This window comes from Marinobacter bohaiensis (assembly GCF_003258515.1).
GTDB classification, from domain to species: Bacteria; Pseudomonadota; Gammaproteobacteria; order Pseudomonadales; family Oleiphilaceae; genus Marinobacter_A; species Marinobacter_A bohaiensis.
Window position 1 is genome coordinate 25,576 of the sequence record NZ_QGEH01000008.1, and the last position, 20,929, is coordinate 46,504.

Sequence of the window (20,929 nt, forward strand, 5' to 3'; positions counted from 1 at the left end):
TGGCTGCAGGGCGCTGTGGTTCAGTCGTTGCCGGCCAGCTGCGCCGAGTTTGCTCCGGCGCTACCTTCCCGCGGTGATCCGCGCAGGGTGATGCTCCGGTTGCGGCCCGCATCCTTGGCGCTGTAGAGCGCCTGGTCCGCCCGATTGAGCCAGGTGGACCAGGTTTCCCCCTGTATCACCTCGGTCACGCCGGCGCTTGCGGTGGTCTGGACGCCGTTGCCGAAAGGCGCGTAGCTGATCGTGGTCAGCAGCTGGCGGGCCAGCTCTTCCGCGGCTTTCTGACGGGTCTCCGGCAGCACGATCAGGAACTCCTCGCCGCCAATGCGGAACAGGTAATCGGTTTCCCGCAGACGCCGGCGCAGGCGCTCCGCTGCCTCCTTGAGCACCTGGTCGCCGACGGCGTGGCCCCAGCGGTCGTTAATGTGCTTGAAGTGGTCCAGATCGATCAGGATCAGGCTGGCCACCCGCTCGTACCGCTCCCGCATCTGGATCTGACCGTTCAGCATCTGCGCCATCTGGCTGCGGTTGAGGCAGCCGGTCAGGGGATCGGTGGTGGCCAGGTTGGTCAGTTCCAGCTGCATGCGGCCCACCAGCCAGGCGAAGACCGCGGTGAACGTGCCGGTCAGGGCCAGTGAACAGGTGATGCGCCAGAACTCGGTGCTGGGGAACTGTTGCAGGGCGATGGCGGACAGGCTGGTGACGAGCACGCACACCGTCAGCAGCGCATCGCGCATGGGCAGCAGGAAAAATATGGCGGCGATGGCCGGGTAGGCCCAGTAGAGCCCGTTGTGGTCGTTGATCAGCGTCGAGTAAATACAGCAGGCCACCGCGAACACAGCGAACAGACGGCCGTGGAACAGGTAGCGGTCGCGCAGGCGCAGCAGCAGGATGACAATCACCAGACCCAGGCAGAACAGCCCCAGCATGACCGCCAGCAGGGGGTTGCCCGCTTCCCATTGCACCAGCGTCAGCGGCGCCAGGGCGACCAGGGACCAGAAATGCAGGTGGTAGATGATCTGGCGCCGGTAGCCGAGGATGGTGTCTGTCGGGTTGGTCTGGGTTACCCCGGTCAAGTACTGCATGCCCACTCTGCGCTCCTGCAGCCCGCGGATTCCGGCGCGGGTTGGATTCCATCGTGCACGACTCGTTAATGCCCAGTTATAGCACGGATCCGGTGGAGGGAAAGTCGCCGGATCGTTTCAGTGAGGTGCCGGGCGCGCGGCCAGGCCACCTTCGATGAAATCGACGAAATAGGTGAACAGGGTGTGGTCGTCGGGGCGGATGTTGCCGAACGGCGTATTCGACAGCAGGTCGATTTCCGCCGCCCCGTGAATCAGGCTGACCACCGTGAACGCCAGGCGGATGCGCAGCACGTCCCGGGGAACGTCCGGCAGGGAGCGGCACAGTTGGGCCTCGATGCGCTCAATGTCCGGCCGGAAGTGACGGTTCAGCAACTGGGCAATCTCCGGCGTGTTGTCGGCGTGCAGGTGGGCCATGAAACGCAGCGCGGCCGGGCCCCAGTCCGGGGTCAGGGTCAGCGCCAGGTAGGGAGCCGTCATGGCCTTGACCACGTCCCGCAGGGACGGCGCCGGGGCCGCTTCGATGGCCGTAAAACCGGTCTCGAACTGCGGCCGTGTATGATCAGTGATGTGCGTGACGACGGCTTCCAGCAGCCCCAGCCGACTGCCGAAATGATAGTGCGCGGCCGCCGAGTTGCGGGTGCCGGATTCCGCGCTGATGGTGCGCAGCGATACCCCGTCCAGCCCATGGCGGGCGTAGAGTGCCAGAGCGGTGATGAGGATCTTGTTGCGGGTCGCTTCGCCGTGATTCGCGCGGGCCATGCCGGAGACCTGTGTCGGATTCCGCCGCAGTATAACCCAGGGGCGTCGCCGGATCAGGCCGCTGCCGGTGTTGCCCGTGGCCAATGACGGGCTGGTTGCCCGGGCGGATATTGCATACACTCGCGCTCACATCGTCTGTGCCGTACAGGAAACTGCCATGTCCACCGCCACTCCAGACTCTTCGCTTCTCACCATCCGCGCCGGTCGCCGTGCCTACGCCCGTATTCGCGAACAGGGCCTGAGCCCGGCGGACGTGCACGTGGTTCCGGGAGCGGCCGGTGGCCCGAAAGCGCTTGGGATCAGTGGCCTGGACAAGGCGGTGTTCGGTGAATGGTTGCCGCGGGCGCCGCAGGTGCGCTCGCTGATCGGGGCGTCGATCGGCAGTTGGCGCTTTGCCGCCGTGGCTTCGGGCGATCCGGTGTCGCAACTGGCCCGGCTGGCGGAGCTGTACACCACCCAGCGTTTTCCCAAGGGCGTCAGCACCGCCGAAGTGACCCGGCGCTGCGTGGTTTTCCTGGAGGAGCTGCTGGCGGGTCGTGAGGACGCCATCCTCAATCACCCGGACTATCGCCTCAACATCGTCGTGGTCCGCAGCCGCGGGATGCTGGAACACAACACCCGCGGCCGCCTGGCGCTGGGGCTGATGACGGCTATCAGCGCCAACATGGTCAGCCGTCGCCATCTGGGCCGGTTCATGGAGCGGGGCATCCTGCACGACCCGCGTGAGCGGGCGCCGCTCGGCGACCTGATCGACTTCCAGAGCCACCAGGTTTCCCTCACCCGCGACAATCTGATGGCGGCGCTGCTGGCGTCGGCGTCGATTCCCATGGTGATGGACGGGGTGCCCGGCATCGCCGGCGCCCCGGACGGCGTCTACCGCGACGGCGGGCTGCTCGATTACCACCTGGACCTGCCCTACGAGCAGCCCGGTGTGGTGCTTTATCCCCACTTCACCGACCGCGTGGTGCCAGGCTGGTTCGACAAGTCGCTGCCCTGGCGCCGCGGCGACGGCACCCGTTTGCAGGATGTGGTGCTGGTGGCCCCGTCGAAGCCATACCTGGAGAGCCTGCCAGACGGCAAGCTGCCGGACCGCAAGGACTTCGAGCGCTACCTGGGCCGGGATGACGCCCGCGAGAAAGCCTGGCGCGGCGCCGTGGCCGAAAGCGACCGGCTGGGCGATGCCTTCCTGGACCTGGTGGACAGCGGCCGCATCGCCGAGGTGGTGCAGCCGCTCTGAGTCTATGACGCGTTGGCCGCAACCGGTTCCGGTTCGGGCAGGGCGCGGGTGAGCAAGGCGGCGGCCACCACCAGCGCGCAGGAGATCCACAGGCAGGCGACCAGGCCGTAACTCTGGAACACCCAGCCGGACAGCAGCGTGCCCAGCAGTCGTCCGGCGGCGTTGGACATGTAGTAGAACCCCACATCCAGCGACACCCCGTCGCTGCGGGCAAAACGCACGATCAGGTAGCTGTGCAGCGAGGAGTTCAGCGCGAACAGCACGCCGAACAGCAGCAGCCCACCGAGCAGGACCGGCCGTGCCGGCAGGCCCTGGTCGAGGCCGATGGCGATGGCCGCGGGCATCAGGGCCAGCACGCCGGCCCAGGCCATTGCGGCGGATCGACCGGGCGGCACCGCGCGGTCGCGCCCGGTCAGGCGCGGCGCCAGGGTCTGCACCACGCCGTAGCCGATCACCCATAGGGCCAGGAAGCCGCCCACTTTCCAGAAATCCCAGCCAAACGCGGTGTGCAGGTACACCGGCAGGGCCACCACGAACCACACGTCGCGAGCGCCGAACAGGCACAGTCGCGCCGCCGACAGGGCGTTGATGGCCCGGCTCTTGGAGAGCATGTCGGTGAACTTGGGTTTCGCCTTGCTTCGACCCAGGTCCCGGCCCAGCAGCACGAGGCTGGCCAGCCACACCAGCGCCAGCACCGACGCCATCAGGACCACCGCGCCGCGGAAGCCGGCCAGCATCAGCAGGGCACCGCCGAGAAAGAACCCGACCCCCTTGAGGGTGTTCTTGGAGCCGGTCAGCAGGGCCACCCAGCGATACAGCTTGCCTTGTTCGGTATCGGGGACCAGCAGCTTGATGCCGCTTTTGGCGGACATCTTGTTCAGGTCCTTGGCGATGCCGGACAGGGCCTGCGCCGCCATCACCCAGGGCACGCTGAGCATCGCCGCCGGCACCGCCAGCAGGCCCAGCGCCAGGATCTGCAGGAACAGGCCAATGTTCATGGTGCGGTTCAGGCCCAGGCGCGCGCCCAGGTAGCCGCCCACCAGGTTGGTCACCACGCCGAAGAACTCGTAGAACAGGAACAGCAGGGCGATCTCCAGCGGCGAGTAGCCCAACTCGTGGAAATGCAGCACCACCAGCATGCGCAGGGCGCCGTCGGTGAGGGTAAAGGCCCAGTAGTTGCCGGTGATGATCAGGTACTGGCGAATGGCCGGGGACACTAGGCCTCTCCCACCTTGCGCGCCAGTTCCATGGTGCGGTTGGCGTAACCCCATTCGTTGTCGTACCAGGCGTAGATTTTCACCTGGGTGCCGTTGATCACCCGGGTCATGGGCGCGTCGACGATTGCCGAGCGAGGGTCGGTGCGGTAGTCGATGGACACCAGTGGTCGCTCCTCATAGCCGAGGATGCCGTTCAGCTCGTCCTCGGCGGCGTCGCGCAGCATGGCGTTGACCGCGTCCGCGTCGGTGGCCTGCTCCACCTCGAACACGCAGTCGGTCAGCGAGGCGTTGGTCAGCGGCACCCGCACCGCGTGGCCATCGAGGCGGCCTTTCAGTTCCGGGAAAATCTCGATGATGGCGGTGGCCGAACCGGTGCTGGTGGGAATCAGCGAGCTGCCGCAGGCCCGGGCCCGGCGCAGGTCCTTGTGAGGTGCGTCGACGATGGTCTGGGTGTTGGTCAGGCTGTGGATGGTGGTGATCGAGCCGTGGCGGATGCCCAGCCGTTCGTGGATCACCTTGACCACCGGCGCCAGGCAGTTGGTGGTGCAGGACGCGGCAGTGACGATGCGGTCAGTGGCCGGGTCGAAGGTGTCGTCGTTGACGCCCATGACGATGTTGCGGGCGCCGGCTTCCTTCACCGGGGCGGTGACCACCACGCGTTTCACGCCCTGGTCCAGGAAGGCCTGCAGCCGGTCGACCTGGCGCATGCGGCCGCTGGCTTCGATCACCAGATCGCAGCCGGACCAGCCGCTGTCGGCGATGGCGGTATTGCCGCTGACGGCTATGCGGCGGCCGTCGATCAGCAGGGCGTCGCCATCGGCCTCGGCGTTGTGGTGCCACTGACCGTGCACGCTGTCGAAGTTGAGCAGGTGGGCGAGGGTGGCGGCGTCGGCGCCCGGGTCGTTGATGGCGACGCATTGCATGTCGGGCCAGTCGAAGGCGGCGCGCAGGGCTAGCCGGCCGATGCGTCCAAAACCGTTGATACCGAAGGTGACTGTGCTCATGGCTTTCTCGCTGATTGGCTTGTGACTTGTGGCTTGGGAGAGCGAGGCGTACGCCCAGGGGCCGGGGCGGCGTCAGGCGCAGTTTTCCGGCCGATTGGGCATGTTGCTCAGGCGCTCTTCCTCGGTGTCGAGCAGGGCCGGATTGGCGGCGTCGGTCTCCCCGAGGGCGGTGACCAGCCAGTCCGGCAGAGCCGGGTGCAAGCGGTAATAGACCCACTGGCCGCGGCGCTCGTCCACCAGCAGGTGACGTTCCCGCAGCTGCCCCAGTTGGCGGCTGATGGTGGGCTGCGACGCATCCAGAGCCGCCACCAACTCGCAGACGCACAGCTCCCGGTGGCGCGCGATCAGCAGCATGATGGCCAGGCGCCCCTCGTCGCCGAGGGCCTTGAAAACCGGCGCCGGCGGGTAATGCTCCGAACTCCGGACTTCCTTCTGGTGCACCATCACGAACAGCTTGATGCGCTCGCGCAGGTCTTTCAGCACCAGGGCGAAGGTGGCGTGGCGGTTGGCGGGGACCGGGTCGGGAAAGTCCCAGGCGATGGTCTGGCCCACGGAATCCAGCGGCAGGGGTTCCTGGGCGGCCTTGTCGCACAGGGTGATGATGTAGTCCCAGTGCTCGTTCTTGACCGAGTCGATGGACTTGCTGTGCAGGGCGCTGGTGGCCAGTCTCGCCTCTTCGAGGCACTGCAGGGCCAGGGGGTGGGGCGCTTCCGGGCTGGTGCCGGCACTGGCGACCTCGAACCTGTCCGGGGCGATATCCCGCAGAACCGCCTCGGCCATCAGGGAGCGGGCGCTGTTGGAGTTGCAGACGAAAAGCACGCGGCGCTGGTTCATCGGCGTCACCTTATGTGAATTAATGCATATAACAATATGTGAATATGATGGCGTATGCAATGAAGTGAAGAGTGGCCGCACTCTATACTGAAGGCAGGACGTAACCTCGGTCGGCTCATGCATCGACTGGGCTGGCCGGGAAAGCCGTCACATTGGTGTGGAGGTGCTTGATGTCAGCGTTGGACAAACCCCATGTTGCCCGGACCACGCCCTGCGCCGTGCTGGTGGAGAAGGGAAAGGACTACTTCTGGTGCCAGTGCGGGCTGAGCGGGAGCCAGCCGTTCTGCGACGGTTCACACAAGGGGACCGGGTTTCGACCGGTCCGCTTCCGGGCCGATCGCGAGGAGTGGATCTGGTTCTGCGGCTGCAAGCAGACGGGGGAGCCGCCGTTCTGCGACGGCTCCCATCGTCAATTATAGTGGGCGCCCCGGTGGTCGTGAGGGGTCAGTCGGCCGGTACGGTGGTGGCGCTGCGGGCCTGGAGCGACAGGCGGAAACCGCTGCAGCCGGTGAGCGTGTCCACCACCGGCTTGATGCGCAGGGTGGCGGGCACCGGTGACTGCTCATCCAGATGCAGGTTCAGGTCGATCCGCTCCACCCGTTTCTCGGTGCGTGCGGCGGACAGGCACTGGTCATAGCGGGTGCGGTCGTTGGCGGCGACCAGGTCGCGCAGCGACCGGTTATGAAGGCGCGCGGGCGGTACGCCCAGCAGGTCCACCACCTGGGCCGAGATGAAACCGATACGGCCCTGTTCGTCCAGTTCCGCCGTCGTGCTGCCGGCGATTTCCACCAGGTCGCGGCTGCGCTGCTCGCTGTCCTGCAGGGCATTTTTGAGGGCGCTTTTTTCGATGCGGGCGTTTTCCAGCATCTGGTTTTCCGCGTCCAGCAGGCGCTGGGCGGTGGCGTGCGCGATCTGTTCCCGGTTCAGGCGCTGGGCCAACAGCCAGATAACGATCGCCGCCAGGAGACTGGCCGCCAGACCCACCAGCCAGATGATCTGCCCGATGCGTTCGGCCGGCGCGCTCATGAAATGCTTGTCGGGAATGGTGGTGAGGATCCATTCCCGGTCCGCCAGGCTGATGGCCGAGCGCAACGCCCAGGCCATGCGCGGCTGTTCCAGCCTGTCCGTGGCGAACAGCGGGCTTTTCAGGTGTTGGTCCAGATCGAACACCGTCACCTGCAGTGCCGGGCTCATGCGCGCCGGCAGAGCTTCGCGCAGCAGCTGGTCGGGGGAGAAGGCCAGGCTCACCAGGGAGCCATCGTCGAGCGACCGGAACAGACGCACGGCGAATTCGCTGGTGCCATTGCGGCGGAGGTGGGTCTGGGCCGTGGCGGATACCTTGTCGTGGCTGAGCGCGGTATCGATGGGCTGGCGCCAGTGGGGGACCGACGGCGCCACCAGGCCGAGGCTAGCTGCGACGCCCTGGCGCTGGGCCGCCTGCATCACCACCCAGTACTGGTCCTGCCGGGCGGCGGTGCTGACAGAGCCGCTCTCCTGCCACTGCCCCAGGGTGATGAACTGCCCGGAACGCTGCGACAGCTGCTGTTCCACCAGTTCGCGCTGGGCGTCGGAAATCCGCACGATGCGGTCGACGTTGACGATGTCCGGCATCCGGCGCAGCAGACCGCTGGCCTGGCGCTGGAACACGTCATCGGGGTGATCGGCGCCCGCCAGTGTACGCGCCAGGACATCCAGGGCCTGCAGGCGCATGTTGATGCTCTGCTGTACCAGGTCGGTGAACTGGGCGTGGTGGGCGTCGATCAGCGCCCGGGTCTGCTTGTCCAGGCTCTTGCTGACCCAATGATCCACTGCGCCCGTACCTAGCAGCCCGATGAGCAGAACAATGACCGGAGGCCAGATTGAGCGGCTCCGGCCTGAAGGCCGATCCATAGGCTTTCTCCCTCGCCCGTTGGCATGGTTTCACGGCAACCGTCGCCGACACGTCCTTCCCTGACGTCGGCACGGCGGCAAAAGTTCCCGGCCGTCCCGGGGGACGGGCCGAAAGCGGAGACGCCGTGATTGTCGTCGACCTTTTAACTCTAGGCGGGAGACCCGGTGACCGTCCAGTGTCGCCGCCGCGCGCCCATCCGGCGCGGCCTCAACCGTGTCGCTGTTCGCGCACCAGGCCGTAGACCAGCAGGAACAGCAGGAAGGCGGAAACCACCACCGAGGGCCCGGCGGGGCTGTCGAAGAACCAGGACAGGGACAGGCCGCCGGCGACGGCGATCATGCCCACGCCCACGGCCAGGAACACCATGCGTTCGGGGCTGCTGGCCAGGCGCCGGGCGGTGGCGGCGGGAATGATCAGCAGGGCCGTGATCAGCAGCACACCGACGATCTTCATGGCCACCGCGATCACCAGCGAGAACATCAGCATCAGGCCCAGGCGCAGCCATTCCACCGGCAGGCCTTCCACCTTGGCCAGCTCCTCGTGGATGGTACTCATCAGCAGACCGCGCCAGAGCCAGACCAGCAGGGCCAGCACCAGCGCGGCGCCGCCGTAGATCCAGGCCAGGTCGTTGCGGGTCATGGCCAGCAGGTCGCCGAACAGGTAGCCGGTCAGGTCCAGGCGCACATCGGGCATGAAGCTCAGGGTCACCAGGCCGATGGCCAGGGCGCTGTGGGCGAGGATGCCCAGCAAGGTATCGGTGGCCAGACTGCGGTTGCGCGAGAGCATCACCAGCAGCAGCGCGAGGCCCACGCACACCACCGCGATGCTGAGGCTCAGCTGGATCTGGAACAGGGTGCCCAGGGCGACGCCCAGCAGGGCCGAGTGGGCCAGGGTGTCGCCGAAGTAGGCCATGCGGCGCCAGACCACGAAGCAGCCCAGCGGCCCGGCGACCAGAGCCACGCCCAGGCCACCGATCATGGCTCGCCAGAAGAAATCGTCGAGCAGGGAATCAATGAGCGGCATGGTCGTGCTGGCACTCCGAACTGTGGCCGGGATCGACCACGTCGCCGTGCAGGTCGTGGTCGTGATTGTGATGGTGGTGGTAGATGGCGACGCTGTCCGCCACGTGGCGGCCGAACAGCTCGACGAAGGCCGGATCGTTGGAAATCTGCTCCGGGTAACCGCTGCAGCACACGTGCTGGTTCAGGCACAGCACCTTGTCGGTGGCCGCCATCACCAGGTGCAGGTCGTGGGAGATCATGATCACGCCGCAATCGAGGGTATCGCGCAGCTGACGGATCAGCTCGTACAGCTCCGCCTGGCCGTTGACGTCGACGCCCTGGGCGGGCTCGTCGAGGACCAGCAGGTCGGGTTCGCGCACCAGCGCCCGGGCGATCAGCAGACGCTGCATTTCGCCGCCGGAGAGGTGATGGATGGAGGCGTCGTACAGGTGCGCCACATCGGTCCGGGCCAGGGCCTCGCGGCCCGCCCGGGGACTGGCGCCGGTCAGGGCCAGGAAGCGCTTCACGGTCAACGGTAGGGTGGCCTGGAACTGGATGTGCTGCGGTACGTAGCCGATGGTCAGTCCCGGGGCCCGGCGGATCGAGCCGCTGCTGAGCGGCTGCAGGCCCAGCACCGACTTGATCAGCGTGGTCTTGCCGGCGCCGTTGGGGCCGATCACCGTGATGATGTCGCCGCGGCTGACGGTCAGCTCCACGTTGTCCACGATGCTCCGCCCGCCCAGACTCACGCCGGCACCGGCAAGCTGCACCAGCGCTTCAGGCATTGTCGGCCCCCGGCTGGCAGGCGGGGCACAGCCCGGCGATCTCAAGCGTGGTTTCCTCCACCTGGAAGCCTTCCTCGCGGCTGGCCTCTGAGACCGACTGGGCGATGGCCGGTGCGGACAGCTCCAGCACGTTGCGGCAGGCGCGGCAGATGAGGAAGAAACCGGTGTGATGATGGCCGGCGTGGGTGCAGCCGACAAACGCGTTGAGCGAGGCGATGCGGTGCACCAGGCCATGCTGCTGCAGAAAATCCAGCGCCCGGTAGACTGTGGGCGGTGCCGCGTTGTGTCCATCCTGGGCGAGGGCGCCGAGCAGGTCGTAGGCGCCCAGCGGCTTGTGGGATTGCCAGATCAGTTCCAGCACCCGTTGCCGGACCGGCGTTAGCCGGGCGTTGGCAGCGTCGCAGATGCGTTGGGCATCGCTCAGGGCCTGGTCCACGCAGGCGTCGTGATTGTGCGGTCGATAGGGCAGCGGCGTCTGAGTCATGATCGGTCCAGCCAGTCAGTGGTTGTTATATTATAACGTCTCGACGGCTGGCTGGACAGGTCGCCGGTTACCGCGGATCAGGCCGCTGACGATTGCAGGGCCAGGGACTCCAGGTATTCCAGGTTGGGAATGTAGGCGCTGTGGCCGTCCACATCGACTTTCATCAGGTCCGCCGGGCCGGTGTCGCCTTCGGTCTGCTGGATCTGATTCGCGCCCAGCTTGGTCTGGCTGGGAATCCCCTGGGTCACCATGGCCAGGAAAGGCAGAGCGTCGTGGCTGTCGCTGATGGTGTTGAACACCGCAATGCGGCCGCGGCCACTTTCCTGGCGGGCGTCGGCCACGCCGTTGGCGGCGTCGTAGGAAATCACCGGCAGGCGCAGGCCGCGCCAGCTCAGGTAGCCCACCAGCCAGTCCGGGCCGTCCTGTACGGTTTCCGGCTCGGCGTAATCGACGATCTCGGCCAGTGACACGTTGGGCAGCAGCAGCTGTCGATCCGTGACCGGGATCAGTACGCAGGGAAGGACTTGGGAGTTGTCGGCCATGGTCTTGTCCTCAGGCGGAATCGCTGGATTGCCGGCCGCGTAGCAGGCAATCCTCTTCAATGGTTTGTGTCAGTTTGCGCGCCAGCTGGGCCGGATCCCCGACGAAGCTGGTGCAGCCGGTGGCCGCCACCGAGTCCGGCATGGAGCTGTTGCCGCAGCTGTCGCTGCTCTGCACCCAGATGCGGCTGCCGTAGGCCCGCAGCAGAGGGGCGGCGATGGCGCCGTCGTTGCCCATGCCGGAGAACAGGATAGCATGGCAGCGGGCGCGGTAATGGTCCGAGACGTTCAGCAGCACCTGGTCGATCGACGGGCCGTAGGGGCCGGGCCAGGGCGTGGCCTTTTCCTGCAGGCAGCCCCGCGCGTCCAGGTGCCATTCATTCTCCACCGGCAACAGCACCACATCGCCGTTGCGCACCCGATAGCCGGCCTCGGCCCGACGCAGGGTGTAGGAGGCGTGGCGACCCAGCACCCGGGTCAGCACATCGGTGAAGTTGCCGTCGATGTGCTGGGCGTAGATAAAGCCGACCGGCAAATCCGACGGCAGGTGATCCAGGAAGGTTTTCACCGCGGCCGGTCCGCCCAGCGAGGCCCCCAGGATCCACACCTCCTCGGCCACCTGGCCGGTCCGGTCGGCGGGAATCCACGCCGGCCGGCTTTGCGGTTCGGGCCGCTCCTGCGGCCGGGCCAGGGCTTCCAGCGTCCCCTGGCTGTCGGTCTGTTCCAGTGGACCGAGCTGCTTTTCCAGTTTGTCGATCAGGCGCCGTTCCCAGCGGAAGGCGTCTGTGCTTCCGGGCGTCGGCGCCGGATCCATCCCGAACAGGATGGGCGCGTCGGTGTTCTCCAGCAGGGCATCGAACAGCGCCGGGTGATCCGCTTCGTCCTCCAGGGTCACCAGCCAGAGCTGGACGTCCGGCAAGGCAGCCAGGCCCAGTACGCGCTCCGGGTCGCCGCAGAACGGCGATTCCAGGCCGAACTTGCCCACCGCATCGAACAGTCGGCGACGCTGCAGCGGGCTATCGGAGACGATGGCCACGCGCGGCAGCGACCCCACCGCGTTCATCAACTGTTCCCGGTAAGCCGCTCAATCGTTTCGAGCAGCTGGGTTTCCTGGAACGGTTTACCCAGATATTCGTTGACGCCAATGGCCAGCGCCCGCTCGCGGTGCTTCTGGCCGGTCCGGGACGTGATCATGCAGATCGGCGTATCCCGCAGGTTGTCGTCGTGGCGGATAAAGCTGGCCACTTCGAAACCGTCCATCCGTGGCATCTCGATGTCCAGGAGAATGATGTCCGGCCGGTGATCCTGCAGCTGGGCGACGGCGTCCAGGCCGTCCTTCGCTGTCAGCACTTCCATGCCGTTCCGTTCCAGCAGGCGCGAGGTGACCTTACGCACCGTGACCGAGTCGTCCACCACCATGACCAGCGTTTCGCGGTCGTCGCGGCGGGCCTGTTCCTGGGCGGCTTCCAGATCCGCCAGACGCTGACGCTCGGACAGGATGTCGGAGCGGATCATCGCCGGCAGGTCGAGGATCACCACCACGTTACCGTCACCCAGGATGGTGGCACCGGACACCCCGCGCACCGAGGTGAACTGCGGACCGAGGGATTTGACCACGATCTCGCGGCTGCCCATCAGGCTGTCCACCTGCAGGGCCATGGGCTGTTCGGCGCCCCGCACCAGGATCACCGGCAGCGGCAGGGCCTGACCCTGCAGCTTGGGATGATGCTCGCTGTGCAGCAGGCTGCCCAGGTACTGCAGGCGGTACTCCTGGCCGGCGTACTCGTAGAGCGGCGCGTCCGGCTTGTAGTACTCCTCCAGCTCGTAGGTGCTGACCCGCACGATGCCTTCGATGGTGTTCAGCGGGATGGCGTAGAAGTCCTCGCCGGTGGACACCATCAGCGCGCGGTTGACCGAGACGGTGAACGGCAGGCGTACGGTGAAGGTCGTGCCCTGGCCCAGCACCGAGTCGATGTCCAGGCTGCCGCCGAGCTGCTTGATCTCGCTGGCAACCACGTCCATGCCGACGCCGCGGCCGGAAATCTGGGTCACCTGGGCGGCGGTGGAGAAGCCCGGCTGCAGGATGAACTGCAGGATTTCGCGGTCGGACAGATCCTCGTCGGCCCGCAGCATGCCCTGCTTGATGGCTTTCTCGCGGACTGCGGAGGTACGAATACCGGCGCCGTCGTCCATCATCCGCAGCACCACCTCGCCGCCTTCGCGGGTCAGGGACAGGGTGATTTCACCCGTTTCCGGCTTACCCGCCTGGCGCCGTTGCTCCGGCGTTTCGATGCCGTGGTCGACGGCGTTCCGCAGCATGTGCTCCAGCGGGGCCACCATCCGTTCCAGGATGTTGCGGTCCATTTCGCCTTCGGCGTTGCGCACATCGAATTCGACGTGCTTGCCCAGCTCGCCGCTGATCTGGCGAACGATCCGGCGCAGGCGCGGCACCATGGATGAGAACGGGTTCATCCGCGTTTTCATCAGGCCTTCCTGCAGCTCGGTGTTGATGCGTGACTGCTGCACCAGCAGGGTGTCCGTGTCGCGGGTCCGATCGGTCATGGTCTCGCGCAGGTCCGCCAAATCCGAGGCCGACTCGCTCAGGGCCCGAGACAGCTGCTGGATGGAGGAATAGCGGTCCATCTCCAGCGGGTCGAAGTCCTCGCTGTAGTCGGGGCCCTGTTCCTTCTCGGTGCGGAACAGGATCTGGGCCTCGGTCTCGATGTCCATGCGCCGCAGCTGCTCGCGCAGACGTTCGATGGTGGCGGCCATTTCATCCAGCGTGTGGGTGAAATCGCTCGACTGCTGTTCCAGGCGACTGCGCGTGATACTGGTTTCACCGGCCAGGTTGACCAGCTCGTCCAGCAGCGAGGCGTTGACGCGGATGGTCTCCTGGGCGCTGCGCACCGCATCGCGTTTGGGCTTGCGGGCCTTGTCCGCGGACTTGGCGCTGTCCGGCTTGGCGGCCGGTACGGGCGCCGAAGCCTGGGGCTGGGCCGGCTGTTCGGGGTCGGCTGGCGCCTGAGTGGGCGCCTCCGGCGCCGGCTCATCGTCGCTGGCGGGTGTCGCTTCGCCGGTATCTTCGGCGGCGGGCAGGGTCACCGGACCGGCGCCGGCTTCCTCGTAGCGCTTGCGGATCTCGCCCACCATGTCGGTGAGGCTGTCGTGATCCCGGGTAATGGCCGACCAGCTGTCGGGGCCGGGCTGGTTGCCGCCCAGGTCGATCAGTCGGGTCTCGAAGGCGTGAGCCTTGTCGCCGAGCTCCACCAGCTGCGCCAGACGCGCACCGCCCTTGAGCGTGTGCAGGGCTCGCTGCAGTTCCCGGTTGAAGTGGGTGTTGCCCGGTTCCTTGCGCCAGTCTTCCAGCAGGTTTTCGACCTGGTCGAGCAGCTCGCCGGCTTCCTCAAGGAAGATTTCCAGCACTTCCGGGTCGACGGATTCCGGCTGGCTTTCCTCCCGGGCCGGGGTCGGCTCCGGAGCCTCGATCGCGGATTTGGCGGTGAGGCTGGCCAGCAGCTCCACGTTGGCGGTCGGGGCGCGGTCGTCCTCGATCTCGCCCAGCATGCGGCCCAGTTCGGCCAGGGCCTGATCGCTCAGGCGCAGGGTTTCGGCCGTGTCGGCGGCGTCCGCCAGGGCGGACTCCAGGCGTTCGTTCCAGGCTTCGGCCAGATCCGCGACCGGGTCCAGATCCGCCAGTCGGGCGCCGCCTTTCAGGGTCTGCAGCTCCTGCTGCAGCGCGGTGACGCCGCTGAGGGATTCCGGTTCGTCACGCCACTGGGCCAGGCATTCCTTGATGGCCTCATGGATTTCCAGACCTTCATCGAGGAAGAAACCGATCAGGTCGGCGTCACGCTCCGGCGCGGTCTCTGCGCTGTCATCGACGGAAGCGGACGGTGCCTCCTCGACAGCCGGTTGCGCCGCCGGTGCGGGCGCCGCTGCTTCGGCCTCGCCGGCCTCGCGGGACAGGATCGCCTCGACCCGGGCGATCAGTTCTGCGGCGGGTTCGCAGGGCTTGTGCGCGGCCACCTGTTCGACCATCTGGGCCAGCCGGTCGTGGCAGGCAAACAGCAGATCGTTCATGGACTGGGTGGCGGCCAGGCGTCCTTCGGCAACCCGCTCAAACAGGCTTTCGAGCACATGCGTCAGATCGCCGATGGCGTCGACGCCGGCCATGCGGGCGCCGCCCTTGAGGGTGTGCACGTCGCGCTGCAGCTCGGCCGCCAGGGCCGTGTCGCTGGGGTCTTCGGTCCAGCTGTGCAGGGCGCTGGCGGTGGAGTTGATCAGGTCGTAGGCTTCCTCCAGGAAGATGCCCACCAGTTCCGGATCCATATCGCTGTCGGACGTTGCCGCGGTGTCGGCCGGAGACGTGTCTTCAGCCGTTGCTGCCGGTTCCTCGGGGCTTTCCTCAAGTTCGGGCAGCTCCAGCTCGATGGCGTCCTCTTCCGCCTCAACACGATCATCGACGTCGGACTCGGCATCGACTTCCGGCTCAGGTGTCGACTCCGGAGCCGGCGCTGCCGGTGTCTCGTCAAGCGCGGCGCGCAGGGCCTGCAGCACGCCTGGCGCTTCGGGGCACTGTCCGTCATCGGCGATGGCGTCGACCATGGCGGCCAGTTCGTCGTGGGCCTTCAGCGCCACACCGGTACGCTCGGCCGTGGCCGGCAGGCGACCTTCGACGATGCGTTCGAACAGGGTTTCCATCTCGTGCGCGATGTCGGCCACCGGCGCGATTTCCGCCATGCGGGCACCGCCCTTGAGGGTATGCAGTTCCCGCTGCAGTTCCTTGACCAGTTCCGGCTGATCCGGGTTGGCCTGCCACTGGTGCAGCTGTTCGGCGGTCGTGTCGATGATCTCGCCGGCTTCTTCCAGGAAGATTTCCGCCAGCTCGGGATCCAGCTGTTGCAGCGCGCCGGTCGGCTGGGCCTCGTCGGCCGCTTCCGGTGTGGGCTCGGGCTCGCCGGCGTCGGTGTCTTCGACGTCCAGCGTGGGTACGTCGTCAAAGCCGTAATCGGGTTCCGGTGTGCCGGCTGATCCGGCGTGCTCGCTGATGTAGCTCTGGATCTCGCGGATCAGGTCCGGCGCCGGGCGCGGCGGTTGGTTCTGGCTGATGGCATCGACCATGGCCGCGAGGCGATCGTGTGCGCTCAACAGCAGGTCTTCCAGATCCCCGCTGCTGGCCAGGCGGTTGTCGGTCAGGCCTTCGAACAGGGTCTCCAGCTCATGGGCAAGATCGCCGATGGCGCTGATATCCGCCAGACGGGCGCCGCCCTTGAGGGTATGCAGGTCCCGTTGCAGGTGACGCAGCAACTCGACATCGCCTGGGTTGGCGGTCCACTGATGCAGTCGTTCGCCGGTGCCTTCAATCAGGTCGCTGGCTTCCTCCAGGAAGATATCCACCAGCTCCGGATCGAGATTGGCGCTGTCACCGGCGTGCTCGGGCTCGGCCGGTTGGGTGTCGTCGTCTTCCTCGAAGGCGATGTCCAGGGTGGGCAGCTCCAGATCCTCGTCGAAGCCGTTGTCGATATCTTCGAGGTTCTGGCTGAAGGCGTTGTCGGCCTGACTGCGGAACTGGTCCAGTTGGGTCTGGAGCTGAGCCATCAGGGCCTGGTCGGGCTTGGTGGCCAGACCGGCGGCAATCTGGTCCATCATGTTGATCAGCGCTTCGTGGCTGGCGCGGGCCACTTCGAAGAACGCGTCATCCGGTCGTGCGTCGGCATCGAAAATTGCGGCGTAGATGCGTTCCAGCCGATCGGCCAGTTCGGAAACGTCGCTCAGCCCGGCGACTTCTGCGCCCCGGGCCAGTTGCCGCAGTTCCTGGACCAGTTGATCGAGCTGCGTGCTTTCCGAAGGATCGGCGGCCCAGCGATCAAGGATGCCGTCGGCGTCGAGCAGGATGTCGAGACCTTCGTTGAGGAACAGCTGCACCAGCTGTGGATCGACGGCCTGCTCGTGTTCGGCTTCGGCGGCGCCCATCGGGCCCGACGACAGGGTGCGTCGGGCCAGCATGTCGAGCCGTTCCAGGAAGGCATCGGTGCCGTCCAGCGGATCCTGCGGTGTGGTGCGGATCTGTTCCAGGCCGCGTTCGATAAAGCCGCAGGCGTCGGCCAGCAGTGCGAGGACTTCGCGGTCGGCCCGCTGGTTCTCCGAGCGGGCGGTCTTAACGAATTTCTCCAGCGGCGCAATGATCGTCGCCAGCGGCTCGATACCGGCGGTGTGGGCCGACCCTTTCAGGGTGTGCAGCGCGCGGGACAGACCGTCGGTGTAGGCCGTGGTGTCGCGGCCCTCGGCTTCGGACAGGAACTGCTTGAGCGCCTGTAGATGGGTCTCGGTCTCGCTCTCGAAGATGTCGAGCAGTACCGGGTCCACCAGTTGCTCTTCGGCCGTTGCGTCCAGGCCGGACAGGTCGTCGGCATCCGCGGTGGTGTCGGCGGCGCTTGCCGGCTCAATCGGGCTGGCGTCGTCCGGCATCGCGCTGGATTCCGGAATCTCGCCGTTGGCCAGGGCGGTGGCCCGGGCTTCAAGGGGGGCGGTATCCAGCGAAGCCGGACGGCGTGCCTCGAAATCCTTGACCAGGGTCGGGATGACGTCGACCACGTCCTGCAGCAGCTGGGCGATGTCGCCGTTCATGAACACGCTGGCGTCGATGACGCGGTTGAGCATGTTCTCGACGGCCCAGGCCAGCTCGCCCACCGCGTCGGCCCCGACCATGCGGCCGCTGCCCTTGAGCGTGTGGAAGGCCCGCCGGACTTCGGTCAGGGCGCTGCGGTCGTCAAACTGGCGCAGCAGCATCGGCAGGTATTCGTTGATGGTGTCGAGCACCTCGCCGGCTTCCTCGATGAAGATTTCGAGGATCTCGTCGTCGATCAGGTCGTCGCTGTCGAAGTCCGCGGCCGGTGTCGGTTCCGGTTCGGCCGGTGCTGCGGCTTCCGGGGTCTCGATATCGGCGTCGTCGCGGGTGGCCGGCTGGTCGGCGTCATCAGAGGCGGCTTCGGCCGGCGCGTCCTGCCCGGTCTTGCGGGTGGTGGCCAGGGCTTCGGCGCGGGCGATCAGCTCATTCACGTCGCCGGTGGCGTTGCCTTCGCGGAACTCGTTGATCAGTCCCGGCACGCGGGCGATCACGGTGTCCACCAGGGAGAAGAGCTCTTCGGTGGGTTTGATGCTCTGGTCGATGACCCGGTTGAGCAGGTTTTCCACCGACCACGCCAGCTCACCAATGCTGGTCGCACCCACCAGACGGCCGCTGCCCTTGAGGGTGTGGAACGCACGGCGGACTTCGGTCAGCGCCTCGCGGTCGTCGTGATTCTGGCGCAGGCGCGGGTAGAACTCTTCGATGGTGCTGAGGACTTCGCCGGCTTCCTCGATGAAGATTTCGAGGATCTCGTCGTCCACCAGGTCAGCGTCCGACGGCTTTCCGGCTTCCGGCGCTGCTGGCGTTTCCGGCTGTGGTTCGGCGGCCGGGGCCGGCGCGGCGTCCTGGTCCCAGGTGGGTTCTTCGCCCACCGGGAAGCCCAGCGAGCGCAGGCTGTCTTCGGCGATCCGCAGCACGGAATCGTTGTCGTCCACGCCGTCGGCCAGGCGCTCCAGGTAGTATTCGATGCTGGTGACCATATCGGCCAGGGTGTCCAGCTGCTGCCAGTCCGGCACGCGCTTGCCTTGCAACAGGACATCGCTGACGTAGCGCTCGGCGGACGCCAGCATGTCGCCCACCCGGTCCAGCGGGATAAGCTGAAGGCCGCCGCGGATGCTGTGCAGCAGGCCGGGCACGTGCTCGATCTCGCGCGGGTCCCACTGGGCGGCGATGAAGTTGACGATGGCGGTCTTGACCTGCTCCAGGGAGTTGCGTGACTCGCGCAGCAGGGCGCTGTTGGCTTCGCTCAGTTCCTGGCCGCCGTACTGGATGTCCTCACCGGTGTCCTCGGACTGCGTGGTGCGCTCTTTCTCCAGGCCGGCCAGGGTGGCTTCGACGTAGAGTAGGGCGCCGGCGATGTCCATCAGCACGCCGTCTTCGGCGGGCAGGGCGTCGCGGCTCAGGCGTTCGACGATCTCGATCTGTTCGGTGATGACCCGGCGCGGAATGCCCAGGCCCAGGACCGCCAGGGTGTTGGCCACCTGTTGCAGGCCCGGCAGCAGTTCTTCCAGCTCCTCGTTCTGGCGGAACTCGGCGCGAACGAACAGGTCGAGCTGGTCTTTCAGGCGTGCCAGCTCTTCGTTGAGGGCGCTGACCACCGAATGGATGGCGTCCCGGCCGGGACCGGAGACGCGGCTGCGGGCGTCGTCCACCGACTCGTCGGAAGGCAGGGCGGCGGCCAGGTGGTAGCGCTCGCGCAGGTCGTTGACCCGTGGCGTGTCGAGTTCGGCATCGCGCGCCACGTAATACAGAAGGTGCTTGAACAGGGCTTCGGGCACCGGCTGCTGGAGGATGTCCACGTTCTCGTCGATCAGCCGCTTGAGTTCGGCGTCGAGCTGGCGCAGCAGCGATTTGACGGCGGAGTTGATCGGGTTGTAACGACTCTTGAGGGTGTCGACAAAGGCGCCGGCAGCGAGCCACAGCTCTTCGCGCGGGCTTTTCTGGCACAGTTTGATGACCCGCTGGATCACCTTGTCCAGGTAGTCGAAATGGGAGTCCAGATCGGCCTCTCGGACCACGCCGGCCAGGGCAAACTGGAACATCTGGCGCAGCTTGCGCACGTGGCCCATGACCTTGGGATCCTGCAGGCGCTGGGAGATGCCCGGCGCCGGCTGGAACTGAACCGCGCTCAGGTCTGGCTTGAACAGCGAGGTGTCCGACAACAACGGTTCGCCCCGCGCGGCGCGCAGGTCGTTCAGCAGCGGCAGAAGGGCCAGCGGGAAGTCGTCGCGGCTGCTGTCCAGGTGCTCCAGGTACTGCGGCAGCTGCAGGATGGCCTGCATCAGGACTTCGATGGCCTCGTCGGCGTTGGCCGCGGTCTCATTGAGAACCGCCTGGGCCAGTTTTTCCATCTCCTCGGTCAGCAGGGCCGCGCCGTAAAGCTCGACCATCTGCAGGGTGCCGTGCACCTGGTGGAGGTAGTTCAGGCAAAAACGCAGGCGAGCGGTGTCGTCGCGGTTGTCGACGTACGCTTCCAGCGCCTGCTGACCCTGTTTCAGGGTGTCCTGAATTTCGCCCCTAACCCAATCCAGGGCGATGCTGTCATGGTGATTGCCCATAACCACTCCGGTTATTCTTCGTCAGTCTGGCGTTTGATCCACGCCAGAACGCTATCCGATGGCACCCGCTGCAGGGAGGGATGATGCCAGTCCGTCAATTCTCCCTGTCCCAGAACCAGTAGGCCGCCGGGGGCAAGCCGCTCGGTCAGGCGCTTTACGATCTCGCGACGCCGCCACTGGCGAAAGTAGATCAGGAGGTTCTGGCAGAAGATGATGTTCATGCCGTGCATCGGCGCCTGTTCCAGATCCAGCACATTGAGCTGCGTGAAACACACCCGCTGGCGCAGGGCCGGGTCGATTTCCCATTCGTTGCCACCCGAGGCCTGGAAATACTGGTCACGAGTGTCGGCGTCGGTGCTGACCAGCTTGCGGGCGCCGTAGAGGCCTCGTTGGGCCTTTTCCAGCGCCGGCTTGCTGATGTCGGAGCCGGTGACGCCGAACAGGGATTTCAACTCCAGTTGCCGCATGCTCTGATCCAGCAGCATGGCCAGCGTGTAGGGTTCCTCGCCGGTGGAGCAGCCGACGCTCCAGGCCTCGATCGGCTGTCGGCTAAGCTGCTCCCGCGGCCGCGTCATGATGTAGTCGGACACCAACCGGTAGGCATCGGGATCACGAAAGAAGCGGGTTTCCTGGACCGTCAGCCGGTCCACCAGTGTGGCCCATTCGACGATCGCGCCGGGGCCGGAAACCACTTTCTCGTAATAGGCCTGATAGGTGTCGCAACCGATCTCGCGCATGCGGATCCCCAGATTGGTCTGCAGGAACGAGCGCCGCTCCGCTTTCAGGGTGATCCCGGTCCGGTCTTCCAGCAGCTCCTGCCACTGGCGGAACTGCGCCTCGTCCATCTCGGGAAGAGGACGCAGTGTCCAGATGCCGGACGTCCTGTCATTGCGCGTTTCGGTCATGATCA

Annotated in this window: 15 protein-coding genes; 2 read left to right on the top strand and 13 right to left on the bottom strand. The window is 66.5% G+C overall.

The annotated features are described in order from the left end of the window. Positions 1-20 precede the first annotated feature (20 nt). Both DKK67_RS21055 and DKK67_RS21060 read right to left on the bottom strand, forming a co-directional pair. A complete protein-coding gene (locus DKK67_RS21055; RefSeq protein ID WP_111498503.1) occupies positions 21-1,082 on the bottom strand; it encodes a GGDEF domain-containing protein in 1,062 nt (353 codons plus the stop codon). Between the two features lie 117 nt (positions 1,083-1,199). Next, positions 1,200-1,841, bottom strand: a complete 642-nt coding sequence (locus DKK67_RS21060) for a TetR/AcrR family transcriptional regulator (RefSeq protein WP_162628900.1) — start codon at positions 1,839-1,841, stop codon at positions 1,200-1,202. 157 nt (positions 1,842-1,998) lie between these two features. On the opposite strand from DKK67_RS21060, the gene DKK67_RS21065 reads away from it, so the two are divergent. Continuing rightward, positions 1,999-3,078 carry a patatin-like phospholipase family protein gene (locus DKK67_RS21065; RefSeq protein WP_111498505.1) on the top strand — a complete coding sequence of 360 codons (1,080 nt, stop codon included), beginning with the start codon at positions 1,999-2,001 and terminating at the stop codon, positions 3,076-3,078. 2 nt (positions 3,079-3,080) lie between these two features. On the opposite strand, the gene arsJ is transcribed toward DKK67_RS21065, so the two are convergent. The 3 genes from arsJ to DKK67_RS21080 all read right to left on the bottom strand — a co-directional run bounded on the left by arsJ (position 3,081) and on the right by DKK67_RS21080 (position 6,133). Next, positions 3,081-4,295, bottom strand: a complete 1,215-nt coding sequence (arsJ, locus tag DKK67_RS21070; protein ID WP_111498506.1) for an organoarsenical effux MFS transporter ArsJ — start codon at positions 4,293-4,295, stop codon at positions 3,081-3,083. Next, a complete protein-coding gene (locus DKK67_RS21075) occupies positions 4,295-5,299 on the bottom strand; it encodes an ArsJ-associated glyceraldehyde-3-phosphate dehydrogenase (RefSeq protein ID WP_111498507.1) in 1,005 nt (334 codons plus the stop codon). Before DKK67_RS21075 ends, arsJ begins: the two co-directional genes overlap by 1 nt. Positions 5,300-5,371: 72 nt before the next feature. Continuing rightward, on the bottom strand, positions 5,372-6,133 hold the full coding sequence (locus tag DKK67_RS21080; RefSeq protein ID WP_111498508.1) for a metalloregulator ArsR/SmtB family transcription factor: 762 nt from the start codon (positions 6,131-6,133) through the stop codon (positions 5,372-5,374). A gap of 170 nt (positions 6,134-6,303) precedes the next feature. On the opposite strand from DKK67_RS21080, the gene DKK67_RS21085 reads away from it, so the two are divergent. Next, positions 6,304-6,552 carry a CDGSH iron-sulfur domain-containing protein gene (locus DKK67_RS21085; protein ID WP_111498509.1) on the top strand — a complete coding sequence of 83 codons (249 nt, stop codon included), beginning with the start codon at positions 6,304-6,306 and terminating at the stop codon, positions 6,550-6,552. Positions 6,553-6,577: 25 nt separating this feature from the next. Here the strand turns inward: DKK67_RS21085 and DKK67_RS21090 are convergent, their stop codons facing one another. From DKK67_RS21090 to DKK67_RS21125, 8 genes are all read right to left on the bottom strand, one after another. Continuing rightward, on the bottom strand, positions 6,578-7,942 hold the full coding sequence (locus DKK67_RS21090; protein WP_162628901.1) for a PAS domain-containing protein: 1,365 nt from the start codon (positions 7,940-7,942) through the stop codon (positions 6,578-6,580). A gap of 289 nt (positions 7,943-8,231) precedes the next feature. Further along, entirely contained in the window at positions 8,232-9,047 is an 816-nt protein-coding gene (gene znuB, locus DKK67_RS21095) for a zinc ABC transporter permease subunit ZnuB (protein WP_111498511.1), read from the bottom strand. Next, positions 9,034-9,810: a zinc ABC transporter ATP-binding protein ZnuC gene (znuC, locus tag DKK67_RS21100; RefSeq protein ID WP_111498512.1), complete on the bottom strand. Its 777-nt coding sequence runs from the start codon at positions 9,808-9,810 to the stop codon at positions 9,034-9,036. Before znuC ends, znuB begins: the two co-directional genes overlap by 14 nt. Then, positions 9,803-10,294, bottom strand: a complete 492-nt coding sequence (locus tag DKK67_RS21105) for a Fur family transcriptional regulator (protein ID WP_111498513.1) — start codon at positions 10,292-10,294, stop codon at positions 9,803-9,805. The genes znuC and DKK67_RS21105 overlap by 8 nt, the downstream gene beginning before the upstream one ends. 77 nt (positions 10,295-10,371) lie before the next feature. Continuing rightward, positions 10,372-10,836: a chemotaxis protein CheW gene (locus tag DKK67_RS21110; RefSeq protein WP_111498514.1), complete on the bottom strand. Its 465-nt coding sequence runs from the start codon at positions 10,834-10,836 to the stop codon at positions 10,372-10,374. Between the two features lie 10 nt (positions 10,837-10,846). Further along, a complete protein-coding gene (locus DKK67_RS21115) occupies positions 10,847-11,896 on the bottom strand; it encodes a chemotaxis protein CheB (protein WP_111498515.1) in 1,050 nt (349 codons plus the stop codon). Further along, positions 11,896-20,019, bottom strand: coding sequence for a hybrid sensor histidine kinase/response regulator (locus tag DKK67_RS21120; protein WP_111498516.1), 8,124 nt, complete (start codon positions 20,017-20,019; stop codon positions 11,896-11,898). Before DKK67_RS21120 ends, DKK67_RS21115 begins: the two co-directional genes overlap by 1 nt. A gap of 11 nt (positions 20,020-20,030) precedes the next feature. Then, entirely contained in the window at positions 20,031-20,924 is an 894-nt protein-coding gene (locus tag DKK67_RS21125) for a CheR family methyltransferase (RefSeq protein WP_407657909.1), read from the bottom strand. Positions 20,925-20,929: the final 5 nt, after the last annotated feature.